The organism is Bizionia paragorgiae (genome assembly GCF_900107625.1).
Classification (GTDB): Bacteria; Bacteroidota; Bacteroidia; order Flavobacteriales; family Flavobacteriaceae; genus Bizionia; species Bizionia paragorgiae.
This window is the reverse complement of sequence record NZ_FNQK01000002.1, coordinates 14243-37967: the sequence shown is the minus strand read 5'-3', so window position 1 is coordinate 37967 and position 23725 is coordinate 14243. Positions and strand designations below refer to the sequence as shown.

Here is a 23725-nt window from a genome sequence, read left to right as displayed (position 1 = left end):
GCTATGAATTTAACGTTAAAAATATGGCGTCAAAAAAACGCTAACGATAAAGGGAAAATGGTTGATTATAAAGTCAATGATATTTCTCCTGATATGTCTTTCCTTGAAATGTTAGACGTATTAAACGAACAACTAGTAAATAAAGGAGAAGAGCCTGTAGCATTCGATCACGACTGTCGTGAAGGAATTTGTGGTATGTGTTCTCTTTATATTAATGGTGAAGCGCACGGGCCAGATAGAGGGGTAACAACCTGTCAACTGCACATGCGTATGTTTAAAGATGGTGACACGATCTATATCGAGCCATTTAGAGCAAAAGCATTCCCGGTAATTAAGGATTTAATTGTAGATAGAAGTTCTTTCGATCGTATTCAACATGCAGGAGGGTTTATTTCGGTAAACACGTCTGGAAATACTATCGATGCCAATGCTATCCCTGTTAACAAACACGATGCAGACGATGCCTTTAGTGCAGCAACTTGTATTGGTTGTGGTGCTTGTGTAGCAAGCTGTAAAAACTCTTCAGCAATGTTATATGTTGGAGCTAAAGTTTCTCAGTTCGCATTATTACCTCAAGGTAAAATTGAAGCAACAGACCGTGTTTTAAATATGGTTAAGCAAATGGACGAAGAAGGTTTTGGTAACTGTACCAATACTGGAGCCTGTGAGGTGGAATGTCCTAAAGGTATTTCTTTAGAAAATATAGCACGTATGAACCGTGAGTATTTATCTGCAGCCTTAAAAGGCTAGATATTTTATTGTTGGATTATATTTTTCATTTAAATTATATGAATTCCTTATATTGTACAGGAAATTTATATTTAAATGAAAAATATACCAGCATTAAAGTTAATTATTCTTTGTTTTTTAACTGTTTTATTGTCATGTTCTGATGATGAAACTAATGAGTATTATACGCCTTCCGTATCTCCAGTAAACTACAATTTAGAGGCGTTTCCATATAATACATTATCTGATTATAATTTATTTGAGGGTGATTTACAGAATCAAAAGCCCGTATTAGGTGTTATACCCTACAAACCTATTTCTTCTCTTTTTACCGATTATGCTAAAAAGAAAAGGTTTCTTTGGATGCCCGAGAATACATCGGCAAACTTTGTTTCAGATTATGAAATTTTAGATTTTCCAGTTGGAACCATTCTTGTAAAAACATTCTACTATAACAATGTCTTACCGTCTAATACCACAAAGTTAATTGAAACTAGACTTTTAATTAAAAAAGCATCAGGATGGATATTTGCGGACTATGTATGGAATGAAGATCAAACTGAAGCGGTTTTAGATAATGAAGGTAGTACAGTTCAAGTCGAGTGGCTTGAAGCTGGTGTAAGTAAATCTACAAATTATAGAATTCCTTCCGAATCCGAATGTCGAACATGCCATAAAATAGGTAATGTACCCTTTCCTATAGGTGTAAAGCCTCAAAATTTAAATGCTGCTTTCCCTTACCCGCAAGAGGGGTCGGTCAATCAATTACAAAAGTTAATAAATGTAGGGTATTTAAACCCTGTCGATTATTCCAATGTAAATACTGTTGTAGATTGGAAAGATATTTCTCAACCACTTCAATTAAGAGCGCGGTCCTATTTGGATATTAATTGTGCGCATTGTCATTCCGACGATTCTCATTGTTCTTATAGACCCATTAGACTTTCATTTAACGATACAGAAAACTCTGATACTAATTTAGGGATATGTGTTGTGCCAGATGAAGATGTAAATAGCTCACTAACCCACGTTGTTTCACCGGGAAGATCTGTAAGGTCTGTACTCTCATACAGAATGAATTCCACAGAGGAAAGTACCAAAATGCCTCTTATCGGTAGGAATTTAGTCGATGAGCAAGCCGTTAGTTTAATTAACGACTGGATAGAGGGATTAACCCAAGTTTGTGAATAACCACTAACCATTTTATCAATATGAAAAAAATTACTTTACTAGTAGCGCTAATTTTTAGTGTTACAATTTATTCGCAAGACAGTTGCAGTAATCCGCAAGCAATTACTGCTGGGGTGCATACGGTAGCGACAATTGATGGCACTGAGGGTGTAACCTTAGTGTGTGTAGGTGGTCAAAACGCTTCAAATGCAGAGTGGTTTACCTATACACCTAGTAGTAACTACACGGTGACAGTAACAACAGATCTTGCTGTTAACGCAGGAGGTGACACAAGGTTTCATGTGTATACGGGAACTTGTGGTGCACTCGTTTGCCATTCTGGTGACGATGATGGAGGTTCAGGCTTTTTGTCTGTAGCTTCATTTAATGTGCTTGCAGGAACAACTTATTATATTGTTTTTGATAACCGTTGGGAGTCTAATGGTTTTGATTTTCAATTAACCGAAGCGCCTTACGAAGTACCCTTAGTGTCTTTTGTAACCACCCCTATAGGAAGCACAGGCACCTATAAAAATTGTGTTGTTGATATGAATGGTGATTTTCTTGACGATGTCGTTGCAGTGAGTGAGACCAACATAAATATTAATTTTCAGCAGCCCTCAGGAGCATTCACAGTTCAAAATTTTACAACGACGAATGCAAATTTTTTACCGAGTTGGAGCATTGCAGCAGGAGACATAGACGATAATGGTTATAATGATTTAATGTATGGCGCTGGAAGTGGAGTGACTTTTATGAAAGCCAATAATGATGGTACGGGGTACACAGAAACTTCGGGTCCAGAATATGTGTTTTCTCAGAGAACAAATTTTGTAGACATTAATAACGACGGGCATTTAGATGCTTTTGTTTGCCACGATGTTGGTCCAAATCAATTCTATTTAAACGATGGAAATGGGAATTTATCTCATAATCAAGGGGGTTTGGGAGATGCTCCTAGTGGAGGAAACTATGCCTCGCTATGGACCGATTATGATAATGATGGTGATATAGATTTGTTTATTTCTAAATGTAATGGGGGAGGGGCGTCGGCTTCGGCACGATACAACGAACTTCATCAAAATGACGGATTTGGTAACTTTACTGATGTAAGTGTTGCCTCTGGATTATACGATCCCATTCAAACGTGGTCTTCTGCCTGGGGAGATTTTGATAATGATGGCTGGATGGATGTTTTTGTTGGTGCCAGTACTTTTGTAGATGGTGCACACAAATTGATGCATAATAACCAAGATGGAACCTTTACCGATATTACTAGCGGTTCTGGAATAGGTACTTTTACCGATACCGGAATAGAGCACATTACTCACGATTTTAATAATGACGGGTATTTGGATATCTTCACGGCAGGAAATAAAATATTGATTAATAATCAAGATTTAACTTTTACAGAAACCAATGTTTATTTTTCTGTTGGCGCTGTTGGCGATTTAAATAACGATGGATTTCTAGATGTTTTTAACAGTAATGGAAATTGGTATAGAAACGAAGGGAATACTAATAATTGGATTAAAATCAACACACAGGGCGATGTTAATAATCCAGTAGGAAGTAATTTAAATGGTATAGGGGCAAGAGTAGAAATTCAAAGCGCATTGGGTACACAAATTAGAGAAGTGAGATCGGGAGATGGTTTTAGACACATGAGTTCGCTAACAACGCATTTTGGTTTAGGAACAGATACAGCAATTACACAAATTAAAGTAACATGGCCTTCTGGCTTGGTAGATGTTATAAGTAATCCTGCAATAAACACGACTTTAAACATTATGGAAGGCTCCACGTTAAGTGTAGATGAGTTTTCAAGTGAAGATTTAGTTGTTTATCCAAACCCTTCAAAAGGAACGGTTTTTATAAAGAATCATAAGTTAAATACTACTAATGTTATGATTCATACTATTAATGGGCAACGCGTTTTTAACTTTAAAAAAGCAGAGAATAGTATTGATATAAGCAATCTACAAACAGGAACTTATATTTTAACCTTACAACAAGGTCATAAAATTTACCAACACAAGATTATTAAAGAATAGAGTATAAGAAATTACTTTCAATTTAATATTCAGTTTACTGTAAATATAAATGGCATTTTGAAATAAAAAGACCTTTGCTTTTTGCTTGGGTTTTTTTATTTAATTTAGCCAGTTCTAATAATTTACGATGAAGACTATAAATTTTTTTCTTGCCTTATCTATTTGTGTTTCGGTATTATCATGTCAATCACAAAAACAGGCGCCTAACACAAATGTAAAACAGCAATATCAACCTATAGAAACGTATACGTTTACTAAGGAAGCGCTTTTAAAACATGTTAAAACCTTATCTTCTGATGCTTTCGAGGGTAGAAGAACAGGAACAGCAGGAGCCTTAAAGGCTAAAAATTATATTATCGAGACTTTTAAAGAGTTAGGGGTTTCGCCTTTAGTTGAAAACTACGAGCAGCCATTTCGTTTTAAATCAGCAGTAAAAACCTATGATGCCGTAAATGTTTTAGGACTTGTAAAAGGGACAGATCACAGCGATAAATATATTGTTATAACTGCTCATTATGATCACGAGGGAATAAAAAATGGAATGATTTATAATGGGGCCGATGACAACGCTTCGGGAGTGGGGGCCTTATTCGCATTCGCTGAGTATTTTAAAACCAATCCACCAAAACACAATGTTATTTTAGCGGCTTTAGATGGTGAAGAATTGGGTTTAAAGGGGGCGTATTACTTTGTTGATAGTTCGGTGGTTGCCCTAGAAAATATGGTCTTAAACCTTAATTTCGATATGATTTCAAGAAGTGAGAGTCAGCAGTTATATGCTGTAGGCACACGCTATTCGGAAGTGTTAAAAGAAACGGTGTCGGCTTTCGAAAATAGAGGTCAAGTTAATTTGGTAATGGGACATGACGGATTAGACGGATTGGACGATTGGACCAATGCTAGTGATCAAGCAGCCTTTTATAATAAAAACATTCCTTTTATCTATTTCGGAGTTCCGGATCATAAAGATTATCATAAACCTACAGATGTTTATGAAAACATAGATCAGGAGTTTTTAATAGATGTGGTTCAAACATTAATTACGGTCTTTACACAAATAGATTCTAAACAGTTGTAATTATAATATAACCATGTCAGAACAAAATAGCTTTTACACCACGAATTTAAAGACCTACCAATACGAGGTTAAGTCCTTATATAAAAAATTGACGGCTTTAAGTACAGCGAGGCTCTTTGTGTTTTTAGCAACTGGTACAGCGGTATATTTTACCTTTAGTACTTGGCAATTGGCGGTTGGAATTGCCGTTTTAGGAATCGTTATATTTTTAGTATTACTTAATCGGTATACTAACCTAAAATCAAAGCACCAGTTAAAAAAAGCTTTACTTGCTATTAATGAGCAGGAGTTAAAAATTGCTTCTGGAGATTTTTTTGATAAAAATGACGGTAGTGCATTTCAGGACCCTTTACACCAATACAGTTTGGATATTGATTTGTTTGGGCGGGGTTCATTTTTTCAGTTTATAGATCGTACTTCTACTGCTGATGGCGCTTTAACATTAGCCAATGCATTAAAAGCTAACGAGGTAGCGGGTATTACTAAACGACAGGAAGCTGTTAAAGAATTAAGTACTAAAGCACATTGGAGACAGCATTTTCAAGCGACTGCCCAGCTCATAAAAACAGAATCTGATATTAAGGATATAAAACACTGGCTTCACTCGCAACACCCCTTTTTACCGAAAGTGATGGGTTGGCTACCTAAAGTATTTGCCGTGTCGAGTCTGTTAATATTAGCCTTAGGGTTTACCGGTATAATCGGTATCGAATTTGTTGGTTATTGGCTATTTGCGGGCTTAATTGTTACCGGGGTGTATTTTAAACAAATCAATAATTTGTCTAGTAAAGTGGATAAGTTAAGAGATACCTTTAGGCAGTATTCTGAGCTGTTAAAAGCTATCGAGACAGAATCCTTTACGTCCGAGTTGCTCCAAGAGAAACAGCAACAAATTCAATTAAAAGATAAAAAGGCATCGGCTATTTTACGAACCTTTTCCAAGTCGTTAGATGCCTTAGACAATAGGAACAATATTATTTCGGCACTTTTTGGTAATGGGTATTTTATCACCGATGTTAAAAACGCTTATGCCATTGAAAAGTGGTTAGGAGATTATAAGAATTTGGTCGACGATTGGTTTGAAGTTGTTTCTTTTTTCGATGCGTACAACAGTTTTGGTAATTATGCTTTTAATCATCAGGAATTTGTTTATCCTGAAATTGTAGGCGCTTCTAAAACAACCAAGGTAACAAGCTTAGGACATCCTATGTTAGATTCTAAAAAGCGTGTGGATAATACTTTTGAGATTTCTAATGAGCAGTTTTTTATTATTACCGGTGCTAATATGGCGGGAAAGAGTACCTTTTTACGTACTGTTTCTTTACATATTGTTATGGCCAATGTTGGTCTCCCTGTGTGTGCAATTTCTAGTCACTATCATCCTGTAAAACTAATTACAAGCATGCGTACCAGCGATTCGCTAACCGATGATAGTAGTTATTTCTTTTCGGAATTAACGCGTTTAAAATACATTGTAGACGCTATTGAAACGGATCAGTACTTTATTATATTAGATGAAATACTTAAAGGAACCAATTCTACAGATAAAGCGATAGGCTCGCGAAAGTTTGTAGAGAAGTTAGTGGCGAGTAAAGCTACTGGGATTATTGCGACTCATGATTTGAGCTTGTGCGAAATCGAAAAAACATTGCCCGAAGTTAAAAACTACTATTTCGATGCGCAGATTATAAACGATGAGCTCTATTTTGATTATACGTTTAAAAAAGGAATCTGTCAAAATATGAACGCGAGTTTCTTATTAAAGAAAATGGAGATTATATAAATAACTAATTATTTAATACCTATTATATAGTATGAAAAGACATAGCATTTTAAAGTTAGCAAGCGTTTTTACTTTTGTATTCTGTTTGTCTTGTGGTAGTACAGAAAAAGTTATTACCCCAGAAGGTGAGGTCTATGAATTAAAGGGAAGTAAATTCTATTCAAACGGAGAAGAGGTCACGGCGACTTTATCTCGAGAAGAGAAATCTAAAATCAATCAGATTCTAGAGGACCGACTTAAATTGGAGAAAGAGGCTGCAAAAAGGAAAGCCGAACTAGAAGAAGCTCAGAAAAAAGCGGAAGCAGCAAGAAAGAAGGCCGAGAAAAAACAGAAAGCCTTAGAAAAAGAAATTAAAGCCAAAGAAAAGGCAAGAGAAGATTTTTTTAAAGCACAAGAAAAATTAAAAAAGAAAACTGAAAAATATCAGAAGCGCTTAGATAGAGGGGATTTGTCTCAAGACGATATTGAAGACTGGAAAAAGAGGTTAAAGGATTTAGAAGACGATGTTAAAAAGGCGGAGGAAAAATTAAGCCGCTCTTAGTGTATTGAATTTTAAATAAAATAGTGTCAAATAAAAAAGGCTAGAGTTAAACACTCTAGCCTTTTTAGTTGCTTTTTTACTCTTTATTTTTCTTCGGGTGTACCAAAGTCATTTCTTCAATTAAGTGTTTTGCACCGGCATATTTGTCAATAATAAACAAGATATAACGCGCATCCACCATAATATTACGACAAATTTCAGGATCGTAATTCATATCACTCATAGTTCCTTCCCAAACACGGTCGAAGTTTAATCCTACAAGATTTCCGTGAGCATCAATGGCAGGGCTTCCAGAGTTTCCTCCTGTTGTATGATTGGTTCCCAAAAAGCAAACAGGAACTTTCCCGTTGCTATCAGCGTATTGTCCGTAATCCTTAGATTCATAAAGGTCTAATAATTTTTTAGGCACATCAAACTCGTAATCTCCAGGAACGAATTTTTCAATCACACCATCTAAATAACTTACCGGTTCGTAATAAACAGCATCTCTAGGAGAGTACCCTTTTACTTGTCCGTAAGTCACACGTAATGTACTGTTCGCATCTGGGAAATAACGCTCTTCTGGTAAAGCCTCCATTAAGGCAGTCATATATTGTGTTTGAAGCGTAGAAATTGCTAAATTTTTCTCTTGGAACTCAGGGTCTATCGTATTGTAAAAGCCTTCAATAAGAGGTTTTGCGTATTTGTAAGCCGCATCTTTATTCAGCTTTTTAATCACGTCCTTTTGCTTTCCGTTTAATAATTTTAAAGCACCCTCTAAATCGGTTAGAGCTGTTTTGTCATAAATAGAAGCATCTACTTTTGCAGTGTATAAAGGCATCACGTTTTCGAAAACTCCACGATCTACAGCGACATCATAGTTTTGATGTATCCCTTTAAAAGTTTCCTCTAAAGACGCTTTAGCGCGATCAAAAAGTTCTGGCTTTTCTAAGATAGCGCGTTCAAATTGATACGTTCTAAAAGTCATTTGCATCAATTCGTTAGTCACAATAAAAACTTCAATAAAGTTTCTTCTTTTAATGTTAACCGCAGCGAAATCTTTATAAAGCTTTTCAAATTCAGGTAAAATAGTACCGTATTTAGACTCTAAGGCTTTTTGTTTTAAAGCCTCAGTAAATTGAGCTTCAAATTCACGTCTGTTTGCAATGGCATTACTTTTTTCAATACCTAAGTTTTCACCAATCCACTTTTTCCAAGCATTTGCAATACGAGCTTGTTTAGAAGCATATTTAATTCTAACATCATCACTAGACTTCATTTTCGCATCGATCACCTTTAAGGCAGCTTCGCGAATTTCAATATTACTAGGGTTAAATTCTTTTGTGATATGTTCGATAGCTACCGATGGTAAATATTCGTTAGTACGACCAGGGAATCCAAAAACAAGGGTAAAATCCCCTTCTTCAACACCATCTAAAGAGACAGGTAAAAAGTGTTTTGGAGTGTAAGGCTTGTTGTCTTTGCTGTATTTAGCAGGACGGTTGTTCTCATCGGCATAAATACGGAATAATGCGAAATCTCCAGTATGTCTTGGAAATACCCAGTTATCGGTATCACTACCAAATTTTCCAATGCTTGATGGTGGAGCACCTACCAAACGGATATCGTCAAAACGCTCTGTTACAAATAAAAAGTACTGATTGCCTTCGTAAAACGATTTGATTTTAGTGTCTTGCCAAGCTTCTTTAGTTACTGTTGCTTCGTAAGCATTACTATTTTTTGAGATTTGTGACTGCTTCTCTTTACTCGTCATAGTATCTGTTACACCTGCAAGGACCTGATCGGTAACATCCTCGATTCTTACTATAAATTCGATAAATAAATCTTCATTGGGAAGCTCTTCATCTAAATTCATAGCCCAAAAACCATCTTTTAAATAATCGTTTTCAAGAGAAGAGTGAGATTGGATTTGCCCAAACCCACAGTGGTGATTGGTTAATATTAACCCTTGGTCAGAAATAATTTCACTGGTACACCCGCCATTAAAATGCCCGATGGCATCTTTTAAGCTGGAATTATTGACATCGTAAATGTCTTGTGCAGAAAGTTTACTACCAAGATTTGTCATTTCAGTTTCGTTCATCCCTTCTAAAAGCGAAGGAATCCACATGCCACCTTGTTGGGCAGACACTTGAACTGTAATAAAAAGTAAAAGGAATTTTAAGAATTTCATTATATATAGTTTTAAAGAACCAAATATAATTAATGACGTGATAATTAGCATCATTTTTGATGTGTTAAAAGGTGTAAAAGTGATCTTTTTAACGTATCTTTTTGATAATAATTCGGTATTCGAATAGTAATGAGGAGAATTTAATTAATAGATTTGAAAGGGATTAAAATTTTAAAATTATGAAACAGGTAAAAATTATAGTTGTGATGCTTTTTTTGGCCGTTTTCAACTTTGGCTTTGCTCAAGAGGTATGGCATAAAAATGACGTGTATTTGGTATCCAAGGGTGCTATTTTTAAAGGGGGAGTGGATGTGACTGAAACATTGTCGGAAGCTGATAAGAAAGCTGTTTTTTCTCAGTTTAAAGCTGACGAGAAGCTAAGAAAAAAGAATGAACGGGCATTGGCAAAATCTCAAAAGGAAGCTAAAGCAGCCAAAAAAAGCCTGAGACAAAGTGAAAAGGCTTTAAAAAAACAAGAGAAATTAGTGCGGGCTAAAGAAAAAGCACAAGCTAATTTACAGCGTGCCGAGTCTAAATTAGCCAAGGAGCAAAAGAAATTTGACAGACTAAAGCGTAAGGATAAATTAACACCAGAGTCGACCATCAAGTACGAAAAGAATCTTCTAAATCTAAAGCATAAGGTTCAGCGCGCTCAAATGAAACTGAAAGATATTTAAAATGCCTGATAGTTTAAAAGTAGTAACTATTCAATCGGATTTAGTTTGGGAGAACCCAGAACAGAACCGGTTGTTGTTTGATAAAAAAATAAAAGCACTTTCAGAACCCGTAGATCTTATTGTGTTGACAGAAATGTTTACTTCTGGTTTTACCATGCACCCAGAGCGCGTGGCAGAGACTATGAGTGGTAAAACCATACAGTGGTTAAAGTCATGGGCTAAGGAAAAGGAAGCAGCTATTACGGGGAGTGTAGTGATAAAAGAAAATGACACCTTTTACAATCGGTTAGTCTTTGTGCATCCTAATGGAACGGTGGACAGCTATAATAAACGACATGCCTTTACATTGGCGGGTGAACACAAAGCCTATTCTAAGGGTAGTAAACAGTTGATTGTATCTTATAAAGATTGGCGTATTTGCCCATTGGTATGTTATGATTTGCGGTTTCCGGTGTGGTCTAGAAATACTCAAGAGTATGATTTGTTAATTTATGTTGCCAATTGGCCGGAAGTCAGAATCAAAGCATGGGATACCTTATTACAAGCACGAGCCATAGAAAATATGAGTTATTGTGTGGGGGTAAACCGTATTGGCTTAGACGAGAAAAATATTAAATACTCTGGTAACACGGCGGTTTATAATGTGCTAGGTGAGAAAATATCCCAATCATTACCGCATGAAGCGTCCACTAAGATTGTGACTTTAAGCAAGTCGCATATCGAAAAAAACAGGCGTCATCTAGGGTTTTTAAATGATAAAGATAGGTTTAGTCTAATAACGTAAAGTTGACAATTTCATCCCATCCCGATCGGCCTTCAACCACTTTGTCGGCATAGCTTACACGTTCTGGTTGAATGCCTTTTAAGTAATTTCCAGTATCGTATTTACCATTTTTATTCGTGTCAAAAATAGCGCGTAAATAATACGTATTCGCCTCTAAAAATTCAAAATCTACAGGTTTAGGCTCGGTAACATAAGCTTCAGCTTTTACTTCCCCTTTGTTATTTGTTAATTGAAGAATAATAGGGTAAACCGCATTCGACAAATTGACACGAATATTCGCGTATTTATTGGCAGCAAGCGTGCGTAAACTGTATTTTATAGTATCGTTTTTATTCTCAAAGAAATCCGTAATGGCTTCTGGTAAGAGTTCAATAGTGTATTTGTTTTCTTCTGTTTTGTCAAAGTTAAATCGATAGGTGTTCTGTAAGCTATCGTAAGCAACTTTGTACGGAACAACAACCGAATCTTTATCGCGAATCGTCATTTTCTGTTCATCAAAACGGCTAAACGGAATATTCGCCGATAAGGTAAAATCCTCATTGGGTTTTATTGCGTTTTTGGGAAAAGGAGTCACTACTAAAGAATCGCGTTTATTGTCTTTAATACGAACCGTAAAGGTGTCGACAACCATTTTATTCGCTACTTTAAAAATTAAAGAATCAACTTCTAATTTCGGACTGTAGAAATAGTTAATAGTGTCCTTACCTTCTTCTTTCATAGTGCGTGCCTTAAAGCTGTTTGGGGCTTGCGAGAGTAAAGTAATATTAGCGTGCTTGTAATCACCATCAAAACCAAAAGCTATTTTTTCTCCAGAAACTAATTTGGGTTTACTGGCTTTGTAGTGCGAAACCTCAGAAAATAAATTCAATTTATAAAACGCGGAGTCGTTAGGGACTGTGATTGGCGTTTCGTAAAAGGCGATTTTATCGGTTTTTTGTTGAAATTTATTGTCGCTATTTTTATCTTTTAATGCACGAAGCATGTAGGTTCCAGCTTTTACGTTTTCAATCGTGAAATTAGTTGTGCTATCTAAAGTATTGGTGACGTAATCGGGTGTTCTTTTGTAAATAAGCGAATCGGAATACGTGTCATTATATTCATATAATGCCACAGAAACATAGGTGTCAGATTCAAAATCCAATGCGTTTTTAATGCTTCCTTTTACTGTTAACGAATCGATATAGTCTCCCGTAGACAAAACATATCGGTAATAGGTAAACGGGTTTTCTTCGTTATTATCAACAATACTATTTCCAAAATTAAACGCGTAGGTTGTGTTTGGTTTTAAGGTATCGTGAATTTTTATGGTGATGTATTTGCTTGCAGTACCTAAAGGAGTGATTTCTGGAGCGTTCTCCATAGGAGGAGATACAATTAGTTGTTTTGATAAGTTCTTTATCTTAATGTACTCATTAAAATAAATTTTTATCTCTTTACTCTTGAAGTTTGTAGAAAAATTCTCTGGAATTGATTTTACTATTTTAGGGGGAGTGATGTCCATTTCACCACCACTTGGCGAACCACGATTGGCGCAACTAACAATGATTAAGCCTATAACGGCAATAAAAAGAAAGTTATATAAACGAGTTTGCATACTAGAATTTTAATGTTTAGCAAAGTAACAACTTATTTATTTACTAACGAAAAAGCAGGTCGATTTCTCGATGTGGTTAATATGCGGTTTTACAGTGTTAGGCAATGGCCATCGTTGCGATGCTTATCTTTACATTTTTTGCTTTATTGAGCTCTACAATACAGGCTTCTAACGTTGCCCCAGTAGTAATTATGTCGTCAACCAATAGCACGTGTTTATTATGGAGTTTATCTCTGTTTTCTAATGTGAATAGTTCTGTTTTGTCATTCCATCGTGCAAAGCGATTTTTAGTCACTTGAGAACTCGTATGGGTTGTTTTTAATAAGACATCGTCACAGTAAGTTGTATTCAAGGCTAGAGCTAAATGTTGCCCAAAACGCTCTACTTGATTGTAACCACGTTGTCGTTTCTTACGTTTGTGCAAAGGAACAGGGATTATAAGGTCTACGGTATTATAATGGTCTATGTGTTTTAATTCTTCTCCCAACCATTCCCCTAAGAAAACACCTATGTCTTCTTGACCTTTGTATTTTAATTGGTGTAATAACTTTTGAACCATACCTTTCTTAGTAAAGCGCAGTAAAGCCGTGGCGCGTTCCACTTTTGCACGGCCATAAAATACTTTCTCTACAGTGGGGTCGTCTGTTTTATGGAAATTGGTGACAGGTAATTTATGTCGACATAGTGTACAGAGGTGTTCTTCATTGTCTTTTAATATGATAGTGCAAGTATAGCATACCTTGGGGAAAATTAAATTTATTAAAGACGAGAGCATAGATACAATTTTGAAAGGGATGAAGGATTATTTTACAATTTAATCAATTTTCATACTCATTTAACAAGTTTTTAACCGTTTCATCGATTATAAAGTGAGTTGTCAAGGTGAATATTTAAATTTGTTGGTATTAATAGCAATTTTTTATGGTAGTAAATCCGCAATTTTTTAATTACAAATTAATTGTGAGCTCACTAGTTCTAGCTTTAATAGCGCTAAGTGGTTTTGCTTATGTTAATTATAGTAGTCAAAAACAAGTGCAATCATTTCTAATACAAGAACATAAGCTTGTAGAAAATGAATTATCGGAAATGCTTAGACGGTATGATGATTTAGAAACCAAAAACGGGACTTTAAACTCGCAATTGGAAGCCTCTAAGGAGCGGTTACGTAGTATTTTAGACTCGGTGAAAACCTTGGAGCCTAGTATCGCATTAGTTTCTAGATATAAAGCACAACTCATTAAGCTTAAGGCTGAGAATGAAAGCATTCGAGCTTTGGTAAAAAGCTTAGAGAAAAAAAATGATTCGTTAATAAACACGAATCAAAAAGTAGAGACGAGTTTAGCGCTTACACAAACGCAATTACAAGAAACGAGTACAACAGCAAAAGTTTTAAAAACAGAAAATAACACATTAGAAAAAACTAATGTTACGCTTAAAAGCCAGTTGGAAGAAGCTAAGCGAATCGCTATTGTAAATATGAATGCTGAAAGTTTAAAGCGGGTAACTAGAAAAAGGAAAGTAGGTACCAATCGTGCAGCAAAAACTAAAAAGTTGCATATTAGTTTTACTATGGTGGCTAATAAATTTGCAGAGCCTGGAGATAAGGTTATTTATATACAAGTGCTTGATCCACAAAATAATATTGTGTCGAATAAAGCAGAGGTAAGCTTTAAAGAGAAATCATTAATTTATTCTCAGAAAGAAGTTGTAAATTATCGCAATAATAACTTAGATGTTTCAACGTTTATTGACATCGATGAAGATAAAGATTTAGTTAAAGGCACTTATTTTGTTAGTGTTTTTCACGACGTCGAACTTATAGGAAGCACAAGCATAGAATTAAAATAAAAATAACCCTTATAATTTTATCAAAACCGTTCCATTAGTTTGGAGCGGTTTTATATTTTTGTACTTATGGCAAATCAAGACGATAAATTTAAAAAAGTAATCTCTCACGCTAAAGAATACGGTTACGTATTTCAGAGTAGTGAAATTTATGACGGCCTGAGCGCTGTTTATGATTACGCACAAAACGGAGTAGAGTTAAAGAAAAACATTCGTGACTACTGGTGGCGAGCAATGGTTCAAATGCACGATAATATTGTAGGTTTAGACGCCTCTATATTTATGCATCCTACCACTTGGAAAGCTTCTGGGCATGTCGATGCGTTTAACGACCCTTTAATAGATAACAAAGATTCTAAGAAGCGTTATAGAGCCGATGTTTTAATTGAAGACTATTGCGCAAAAATTGAAAATAAAATTGATAAAGAAGTTGCTAAGGCTGCCAAGCGCTTTGGTGAGGCTTTTGATAAAGCAGAATTTGTTTCTACAAATCCAAGAGTAGTAGGATATCAAGAAAAAATCGATTCTATTTTGCAGCGTATGGGGAAATCTCTTGAAAAAGAAGATTTAGCCGATGTAAAAGCATTAATCGAAGAATTAGAAATCGCCGATCCGTTAACGGGAAGTAAAAATTGGACCGAGGTAAAGCAATTTAACTTGATGTTCGGAACCAAACTTGGTGCTTCTGCCGAGCATGCAATGGATTTGTATTTACGACCAGAAACAGCTCAAGGTATTTTTGTGAACTTTTTAAATGTTCAGAAAAGTGGACGTATGAAAATTCCTTTTGGAATCGCTCAAACAGGAAAAGCCTTTAGAAATGAGATTGTTGCACGACAGTTTATTTTTAGAATGCGTGAGTTTGAACAAATGGAAATGCAATTCTTTATTAAACCAGGAACTCAAAAGACATGGTTTGAGTACTGGAAAGACGCACGTATGAAATGGCATAAATCACTTGGTTTAGGTGAAGAGAATTACCGTTTTCACGATCATGAGAAATTAGCTCATTATGCCGATGCTGCTACCGATATAGAATTTAAGTTCCCATTCGGATTTAAAGAATTAGAAGGTATTCACTCGCGTACTGATTTCGATTTAAAACAACATGAAGAATTCTCAGGAAAGAAATTACAGTATTTCGATCATGAAGAGAATACAAGTTATACACCTTACGTTTTAGAAACATCAATTGGTTTAGACCGTATGTTTTTAGCTGTTTTTTCTAATGCCTTACAAGAAGAGGAATTAGAGAATAATACGACGCGTACAGTTTTAAAACTACCTGCTGTTTTAGCGCCTTTTAAAGCTGCCGTATTACCACTAGTTAAAAAAGACGGTTTACCAGAAGTTGCTCAGCAGATTGTAGACGAGTTAAAATGGGATTTTAATATCGCATACGACGAAAAGGATGCTGTAGGAAGACGTTACCGTCGCCAGGATGCCAACGGTACACCATTGTGTATTACTGTAGATCACGACACGCTAAATGATAATAGTGTAACGATTCGTTATAGAGACACTATGGAGCAAAAACGTGTTAAAATTGAAGATCTTCGTGATATCATTAAACAAGAAGTGGATGTTAAAACATGGCTTAAAAAAATGTAATTAAAAGAATAATTATTAATAAAAAAACACCCAAACTATTTGTTTAGTTTGGGTGTTTTTTTTGTTTGAAATGCTACAGGAAGCTTGTCATTTGTACTTCTAATGTAAGTTTTAATCTAAAGTGAAAGCAGTTCTTAGAAACTAAATTCCTCTAGTATGAAACCTATAAATTACCCTTGTAAGCCAACAAGCGCAGCGCATTTATTACCACAACAACGGTTGATCCTTCATGAAATAAAACAGCTAGTCCGATATTGGTAAGACCTAAAATAGTAACAGGAACAAGGATGATTACCACCCCTAAGCTGATAAATAGGTTTTGTTTAATTATACGTTTCGAGGCTCTACTTAATCCGATTACAAAGGGAAGTCTTTCAATCTTATCAGACATTAGAGCGACGTCCGCTGTTTCAAGTGCTACATCACTTCCTGCAGCTCCCATAGCAACACTTACCGTGCTTAATGCCATAGCGGGAGCGTCGTTAACACCATCTCCCACCATTGCTATTTTTCCGTCAGTCGCTAATAACTTTTCAATTTCAGTTACTTTATCTTCTGGTAAGAGACCGCCTTTCGCTTCTGTTAATCCAATTTGTTTTGCAATCGAATCTCCAACATTCTGATGGTCTCCGGTAAGCATAATCATGCGTTTAATACCAATAGAAGTTAGCTTTTTAAGTGTGCTAGCAGCCGATTCTCTAGGTACATCCATAACACTAATAATGCCTATAACTTCATTTTTAAAGGCTACAAGCATTGCTGTATGTCCGTTTTGTAAAAGACTATCCATTTGCGCTAGGACTGTGTCTTCGACGGTAATACCATCATCTTGCATTAGTTTTAAGTTTCCAATACTTACTTTAGCTTTGTCATATAAAGCAACTATCCCTTTTCCTTGAATGGCCTCAATATTTTCTGCGCGGCCTTTAAAATTTATATGATGGAGATCTTCAATATCTTTGGCGATAGCCTTCGCCAAAGAGTGGTTACTTAAGCTTTCAACTTCTAAAACGATTTGTAAAAATTCTTTTTCGTCAAAATTGTTTAAAGGTATAACATGGGTAAGTTTTGGCTTACCTTCGGTTAATGTACCTGTTTTATCAAAGGCAATGGTTGTAATACTACCTAAATCTTCTAGAGCTTTTCCGCCTTTTATTAAAACGCCTTTTTGTGCTGCTCTTGCTACGCCACTAAGCACCGCACTTGGTGTGGAAATCGCTAGTGCACACGGACTTGCAGCTACCAGTACTGTTATGGCTCGGTATAGGCTGTCGTTAAACGATTCGTCTATTATAAAATAAGCAAAACACAACAAGGTCACGACAATAATTACAATGGGTACATACCATTTTTCAAACTTTTTTGTTAAGCGTTGTGTTGGTGATTTGTGAGTTTCGACGGCACTCACCATATTAATTAATCGTGCAACAGTAGAGTCTTTACTGAGTTTTAAAACTTGAATTTCGATAGAGTTATCGCCATTAATAGTTCCTGTAAACGCTATGTGTTTTTTATCTATGTTTTTAAATTCTGGTACGTGTTCTGTTGAGGCAATAGCTGTTTTATCTACAGGCATGCTTTCTCCGGTAATTGGAGCTTGGTTTATACTGCTGTTTCCGGTTACTATTACGCCATCGGCAGCAATTTTTGTATGCGGTCTAACAACAATAATATCATTGATTTTAAGGTCTTCAATCGGGATTTCCTTTAAGGTGTTACCTTGTTTTAACAGCGCTGTTTTTGGCGATAAATCGCTTAAAGCTTCAATGGATTTTTTAGCTTTATTCATGGCGTAATGTTCTAAAGCATGGCCTAAACTAAACAAAAACAAAAGTAACGCGCCTTCTGCCCAGCTGTCAATATATGCAGCGCCTGCCGCAGCAGCAATCATTAAAAAATCAATATCAAAACCGCCTTTAGTAATTTTTTTATACGCTTCGATGGTAATAAAATAACCGCCAAAGAAATAAGCTGTTATATAGCTTATAAACGGTATCCAATTGGATAAGGCGGTAAGTTTGCTAATTAAAAAACCAGCGATTAAAAATACCCCACAGAGTATCGAGAAATAGAGTTCTGTGTTTTTTCCGAAAATTAAATTATGACTATGACTATGTGGGTCGTTATTGTGATTACTCATTTTAATGTGTTCGTTAGTTATTAATGACTGTGGCCGCCTTCACTTTCATTAAGAAGCATGGAGGTGCCTTGTGTAATAAACTGTTTATTAACCAGGTTTGTGGTGTCTAATAGTTCAATGAAGTTCTCGGTTTGTTTGCCAACCTTAACCTCCTTTTTCTTAAAAACATATCCTTCTGCCGTATTTTCTTCTAAAAGCAATACATAGTGGTCATCGTCTAAGGTGATAACGGCCTCTTGAGGTAAAGCCATACTTTTAACCTCGGAAATATGAATTTGTGCTTCTGCAAACATACCGACTATAAACTGCGTCTCCTCTTCTTCAATATGGGCGTGAACCTGAACACGTCTGGTTGTAGGGTCTATTGTGGTTCCTACTAAATGCACAGTGGCATTAAAGGTCTCATCTGAAGCTTCAGGAATGGTGAACGCAATGGTTTGTCCTTTTTTTAATTTCATTATATCTTTCTCAAAAACAGAAAGCTCCAAGTGAATGTGGTCAATGTCTATAAGCTCTAATATCACATCGCTACCAGATACAAATTCGCCATTACTTACGTTTACTTTTGAAACGTAGCCCGTAATCGGGGCATAAATATTTATTGTTGAAGACATGTTACCTGCCAAAACTGATTTCGGGTTTAGGTTTAACATACGCAGTTTTTTCTCTAATCCGTTGTGAAAAGCAAGATTACTCTTATAGGTGCTTTCGGCCTTTAAATAGTTTTTTTCAGATGTTATTTTTTCATCGAATAATGTTTTCTGACGCGTGAATTCGTTTTTTAAATAGCTCAGCTGTTCAGCAACTTCCAAATACTCTTGTTGCAACTCTATGTACTCTGTGTTCTCAAGGGTTACTAGAAGTTGTCCTTTTTTTACTTTGTCACCAACCAATAAAGGCGTCTTGGTAATATAGCCAGACATTAGCGTGGTAACGCGCGACTTGTTTTGTGGTGGCACATCAATAACCCCATTAACCGTTACCGTTTCATAAAAAGTGTGTTCGGTAAGCTGGCCTAACACCATGCTCTCACTTTTAAATTGTGCTTTCGACAGGCTAATTTCATCGTTGTGCGTTGTTGGTTCTGCTTTATCTATGGTCTTATTATCACTGTTTCCGCATGCCGTAAACAAAGTTAATAGAACAAGTATATATAGTGATTTCATAATATGTGTTGTTATAAAGTTAAATGATTTAATGTAATTACAGTTTGATTATAACTATTTAAATTGTTTAAATACTCCAATTCCATATCCTTAGCTGTTTCTAAACTTTGGATATATTGAAAGAAGTCAATTTCACCTTCTTGGAAAGAACGGTTTGCGGTTTTAATAATCTGTTCTTGTAATTGTTGGCCTTGCGATTCATAGTAGTCTATGGCTTCTTGATGTTGCTCTAATAGTCCTAATAAGCGCTGGTATTCTCCGTTGAGTTTATATTTATAATCGTTTTTTTGCATGCTAACGATATCTTCAGCAATTTTAGATGCTTTTATCCGAGAGGCATTACCTGAGAAAAATAACGGGATTTTTAACCCAATCTGGTAGCCTTTTACATTCGTATCAAGAGTGCTATTTGTACCTACAAAATAGTCGACCGTAATATCAGGTAAAAGCGCTTGCTTTTCTTTGTTTTTTAGGGCTTTATAATAGCGCTTAGAAGCGTCGAAATACAATAATCCCGGATTGCCTTCAGAGGCTGTTATAGCTGTTAATGAGAGCTTTTTTAAAGGAGCGTCGCTGGTTTTTATGCTATCCACCTGTACCATTTTCTTTAATTGCTCGGTTTTAATAAAAACGTCCTGTTTGGCTTGGTTGTACTGGGTTTGTATTTGTTTTTCTTTAGATTTCGCCGTTAGCATTTCTAAATAATTACTTTCTCCTAATTCAAAACGCCGTTTGGCGTTGTGAGCAAATTTAGAATACAGGCTATCGAGATATTGGTAAGTTTTTGCTTTGCTTTTTGCATAGCTTAGTTCATAATAATTCGCATAGATTTCGCGTTTAAAACGTAATAATAGAACGGTATTTTCTGAAGCTTTCAGATCGCGAGCGGCTTGGTGAGCTCGTTTTTGTGCAAAATAACGCGTTGGAAATAAAAAGTCTTGAGATATCCCATATATTTTTAATGGCTCATTATTAATAGCAAGATTATTCTCGTCGTAAGTATAGTAAATATGAGTCTTGTCAAAATCGAAAGCGCTAGAAATACGTGCATCGGCTTCATCAACTTGTAGGCGTGATGTTTTTAATTGCGCATTATTGTTCAAAGCTAGTTCATAGGTTTCGACAACGCTTAGCGGCGGTTGTTGTTGAGAAAATCCTGAAACTGAAATTAGAAAGACGATAAGTGTTGCAAAAGAAGTCTTATTCATGGTCTTTGATTTTTTTTCTTCCATCCACGCGTATAATACCGGGAGCACTATTAAAGTTAAAATAGTTGCTGTAATTAACCCGCCAATAACAACCGTTGCTAAAGGACGTTGCACTTCGGCACCAGCATTTGTAGAGATGGCCATAGGTAAAAACCCAAGGGCAGCAGCAGAAGCCGTTAGTAAAACAGGTCGTAAACGCTCGATCGTACCGCGTTTAATTCGGGTTTCAATATCTGTAATGCCTTGAGATTTTAGTTCCTTAAAATGTTCTATAAGAACGATACCGTTTAATACGGCAATACCAAATAGGGCAATAAAGCCAACACCTGCCGATATACTAAACGGTAAATCACGTGTCCATAATAATAGGATACCACCAACAGCCGATAATGGAATGGCGGAGTAAACTAAGAGCGCATCTTTTACAGAATTGAAAGCGAAATAAAGCATAACGAAGATAAGTATAAGGGCTACTGGTACAGCTATAAGTAAGCGGTCTTTTGCGCTTTGTAAATTTTCAAACTGACCGCCATAAGTGATACTGTAGCCTACAGGGATTTCAATTTTAGTATTAATAATATCTTGTACTTCGGTAACTACCGATTGTAAATCGCGGTTTCTAACATTAACACCAACTACAATACGTCGTTTGGTGTCATCTCTAGAAATTTGAGCAGGACCGGAGGTGTATGTTATGGTGGCTAACTCACTTAATGGTATTTTACCTCCCGAAGGAAGGTCGACATAAAGGTTCTCTAAATCCGTTATATTTTTTCGGTTATTTTCATCGAGACGAATGGCTAAATCGAAGCGTTTTTCACCTTCAAAAACCTGACCGACAACATCACCAGCGAATCCCATAGAAATGACACGGTTTATATCGGCAATATTAAGTCCGTAACGTGCAATTTTTAAGCGGTTAAAAGAAACGCTCATTTGCGGTAAGCCTTCCACTTTTTCAACGATGATATCTGATGCCCCTTCCACATTAGAAATGGCGTTTTTTATAGCCTCTGCCTTCGATGCGAGAATACTGAGATCATCACCAAATATTTTAATTGCCACATCCGCACGAACTCCGGTGATAAGTTCATTAAATCGCATTTCGATAGGTTGAGTGAATTCAACTTCCATATTAGGAATAATGGCTAAGGCTTCTTTAAACTTTTCTGCCAATTCATCTTTGCTTTCGGCAGAAACCCAGGTTTTTCTTGGATTTAGTTTAATAATCACGTCGCTCTCTTCCATAGACATCGGGTCGGTAGGAACTTCAGCAGCACCAATACGCGTGACAACTTGATCCACTTCCGGGAAGTTTTCGAGGAGTATGCGTTCGATTTTAGTGGTGATTTCTATAGTTTTACTTAAGGAGGTCCCTGTTTTTAAAACAGGTTGGATAACAAAATCGCCTTCGTCTAAGGTGGGTACAAATTCACCGCCCATTTTACTAAATATACCAATGCTTAATACTAATAGTCCTGCGGCTACCCCTATTACCAAACGTTTGTGATGTAGGGCCCATGTAATTACAGGTTCATACCATTTGGTAAGACGACTCATTATTTTAACCGACACGTTTTTTGGAGATTGACTAGAAGGTTTTAGAAAAAGTGCAGAAACTACTGGGACGTAGGTTAAGCATAAAATCATAGCACCTATTAAAGCAAAACTGAAGGTCATAGCCATGGGCTTAAACATTTTACCTTCTATGCCGCTTAGTGAGAGAATAGGTATGAAAACAATGAGAATAATAAGCTGTCCGAAAATAGCTGAATTCATCATTTTGGAAGCGCTTTTCAAAGTAATACTATCTATAGCTTCTTTGGTGATTGTCTTTATTTTGGCACTTTGAGTGGTAATCTGAAATGCAATATATTCTACGATTATTACTGCACCATCAATAATAATCCCGAAATCGATAGCGCCCATACTCATTAAATTGGCATCCACACCAAAAATATTCATTAGGGAAATAGCGAAGAGCAAACTTAATGGGATTACTGAGGCAACGACTAAACCGGAACGCCAATTACCAAGGAGTAAAACCACGACAAAAATCACAATTAGAGAGCCTAGAATAAGGTTTTCGGCAACGGTATAAGTTGTTTTTCCTATCAGTTCACTACGTTCTAAAAAGCCGTTAATATAAACGCCTTCTGGTAGTGTTTTTTCAATGCTGGCAACACGCTCTTTAACAGCTTCAATAATTTGCTTAGAGTTTCCACCTTTTAGCATCATCACTTGGCCCAGGACTTTTTCACCTTCACCATTTCCTGTAATAGCCCCAAAGCGTGTGGCGTGTCCGTAGCCTACAGTTGCCACATCCTTAATATAAATAGGAGCTCCGTCGTTTTTAACGACAATATTTTCAATGTCTTGTAATGAATTTACGAGGCCTTCTCCACGAATAAAATAGGCTTTATTATTTTTTTCTATATAGCCACCCCCTGCAATACTATTATTTTTTTCTAGGGCGTCGTAAATAGAGGAGACGGTAATATTCATAGCGTTTAATTTTTGAGAATTAATCGCTACTTCATATTGTTTTAAAAAACCACCCCAAGTATTGACTTCGACCACGCCTGGGATTCCCGATAATTGTCGTTTTACTATCCAATCTTGAATAGTTCGTAGTTCGGTAATGGAATACTGGTCTTTATATTCGGGTTCTACATCTAAAATATATTGATATATTTCTCCTAGCCCAGTGGTTATGGGGCCCATTTCTGGGGATCCGAAACCTGCAGGTATTTTTTCGGATGCCGATTTGATTTTTTCGGCTATCAGCTGTCTCGGTAAGTAGGTGCCTATATCGTCGTTAAATACAATAGTAACTACCGAAAGGCCAAATTTTGAAACGGATCGGATTTCTTGAACTCCCGGTAAATTGGCCATTTCTAACTCTACAGGGTAGGTAATAAACTGTTCTACATCTTGAGTCGCTAAATTTCGAGATGTCGTGATGACTTGTACTTGGTTATTGGTAATATCCGGTACGGCACCGATAGATATTTGGGTTAGTGATACTACGCCAAAACCAATAATAGCACAGGCACCTAACAGAATAATCAGCTTGTTTTTCAAGCTGAATTTAATGATGTTTTCTAACATAATTCAATGTAATTAAAGTGACTAGCCAATCAGAAACTGAGAAGCTATGGAATAATAAACG

At 36.2% G+C, this 23725-nt stretch carries 16 protein-coding genes; 10 read left to right on the top strand and 6 right to left on the bottom strand.

Annotation, left to right across the window (positions count from 1 at the left end):
• Positions 1-3: 3 nt before the first annotated feature.
• The 6 genes from BLV64_RS01365 to BLV64_RS01340 all read left to right on the top strand — a co-directional run bounded on the left by BLV64_RS01365 (position 4) and on the right by BLV64_RS01340 (position 7355).
• Complete coding sequence (locus BLV64_RS01365) at positions 4-750, top strand: succinate dehydrogenase/fumarate reductase iron-sulfur subunit (protein WP_092131422.1); 747 nt, start codon at positions 4-6, stop codon at positions 748-750.
• A gap of 75 nt (positions 751-825) precedes the next feature.
• Positions 826-1920 carry a hypothetical protein gene (locus BLV64_RS01360; RefSeq protein WP_092131420.1) on the top strand — a complete coding sequence of 365 codons (1095 nt, stop codon included), beginning with the start codon at positions 826-828 and terminating at the stop codon, positions 1918-1920.
• Between the two features lie 20 nt (positions 1921-1940).
• Positions 1941-3953, top strand: coding sequence for a CRTAC1 family protein (locus BLV64_RS01355; RefSeq protein WP_092131417.1), 2013 nt, complete (start codon positions 1941-1943; stop codon positions 3951-3953).
• 127 nt (positions 3954-4080) lie between these two features.
• The gene (locus BLV64_RS01350; RefSeq protein WP_092131414.1) at positions 4081-5031 is read left to right on the top strand and encodes a M28 family peptidase; all 951 of its coding nucleotides are present in this window, start codon (positions 4081-4083) and stop codon (positions 5029-5031) included.
• Between the two features lie 13 nt (positions 5032-5044).
• Positions 5045-6814, top strand: a complete 1770-nt coding sequence (locus tag BLV64_RS01345; protein ID WP_092131411.1) for a MutS-related protein — start codon at positions 5045-5047, stop codon at positions 6812-6814.
• A gap of 31 nt (positions 6815-6845) precedes the next feature.
• Complete coding sequence (locus BLV64_RS01340) at positions 6846-7355, top strand: hypothetical protein (protein ID WP_092131409.1); 510 nt, start codon at positions 6846-6848, stop codon at positions 7353-7355.
• A gap of 76 nt (positions 7356-7431) precedes the next feature.
• On the opposite strand, the gene BLV64_RS01335 is transcribed toward BLV64_RS01340, so the two are convergent.
• Positions 7432-9528 carry a S46 family peptidase gene (locus tag BLV64_RS01335; RefSeq protein ID WP_092131406.1) on the bottom strand — a complete coding sequence of 699 codons (2097 nt, stop codon included), beginning with the start codon at positions 9526-9528 and terminating at the stop codon, positions 7432-7434.
• 179 nt (positions 9529-9707) lie between these two features.
• On the opposite strand from BLV64_RS01335, the gene BLV64_RS01330 reads away from it, so the two are divergent.
• Both BLV64_RS01330 and BLV64_RS01325 read left to right on the top strand, forming a co-directional pair.
• Positions 9708-10205: a hypothetical protein gene (locus BLV64_RS01330; protein ID WP_092131404.1), complete on the top strand. Its 498-nt coding sequence runs from the start codon at positions 9708-9710 to the stop codon at positions 10203-10205.
• A 1-nt stretch (position 10206) separates the two neighbouring features.
• Positions 10207-10989: an amidohydrolase gene (locus BLV64_RS01325; protein ID WP_092131402.1), complete on the top strand. Its 783-nt coding sequence runs from the start codon at positions 10207-10209 to the stop codon at positions 10987-10989.
• Here BLV64_RS01325 and BLV64_RS01320 read toward each other — a convergent pair.
• Together BLV64_RS01320 and BLV64_RS01315 are read right to left on the bottom strand one after the other, a co-directional pair.
• A complete protein-coding gene (locus tag BLV64_RS01320; RefSeq protein ID WP_092131400.1) occupies positions 10973-12583 on the bottom strand; it encodes an Ig-like domain-containing domain in 1611 nt (536 codons plus the stop codon). The genes BLV64_RS01325 and BLV64_RS01320 overlap by 17 nt on opposite strands.
• Before the next feature lie 97 nt (positions 12584-12680).
• Positions 12681-13358 (bottom strand): ComF family protein, encoded by a 678-nt coding sequence (locus tag BLV64_RS01315; protein WP_092131397.1) that lies wholly within the window; start codon positions 13356-13358, stop codon positions 12681-12683.
• 185 nt (positions 13359-13543) lie between these two features.
• Here BLV64_RS01315 and BLV64_RS01310 point away from each other — a divergent pair, with 185 nt between their 5' ends.
• Together BLV64_RS01310 and BLV64_RS01305 are read left to right on the top strand one after the other, a co-directional pair.
• Entirely contained in the window at positions 13544-14431 is an 888-nt protein-coding gene (locus BLV64_RS01310) for a hypothetical protein (protein ID WP_143034116.1), read from the top strand.
• A 66-nt stretch (positions 14432-14497) separates the two neighbouring features.
• Positions 14498-16039, top strand: a complete 1542-nt coding sequence (locus BLV64_RS01305) for a glycine--tRNA ligase (RefSeq protein ID WP_092131968.1) — start codon at positions 14498-14500, stop codon at positions 16037-16039.
• A gap of 163 nt (positions 16040-16202) precedes the next feature.
• Here the strand turns inward: BLV64_RS01305 and BLV64_RS01300 are convergent, their stop codons facing one another.
• The 3 genes from BLV64_RS01300 to BLV64_RS01290 are packed head-to-tail and all read right to left on the bottom strand — an operon-like array spanning position 16203 to position 23664.
• Positions 16203-18179, bottom strand: a complete 1977-nt coding sequence (locus tag BLV64_RS01300) for a heavy metal translocating P-type ATPase (RefSeq protein WP_092131393.1) — start codon at positions 18177-18179, stop codon at positions 16203-16205.
• 20 nt (positions 18180-18199) lie between these two features.
• Positions 18200-19345, bottom strand: a complete 1146-nt coding sequence (locus tag BLV64_RS01295; RefSeq protein WP_092131390.1) for an efflux RND transporter periplasmic adaptor subunit — start codon at positions 19343-19345, stop codon at positions 18200-18202.
• An 11-nt stretch (positions 19346-19356) separates the two neighbouring features.
• The gene (locus BLV64_RS01290; RefSeq protein WP_092131387.1) at positions 19357-23664 is read right to left on the bottom strand and encodes a CusA/CzcA family heavy metal efflux RND transporter; all 4308 of its coding nucleotides are present in this window, start codon (positions 23662-23664) and stop codon (positions 19357-19359) included.
• Positions 23665-23725 lie beyond the last annotated feature (61 nt).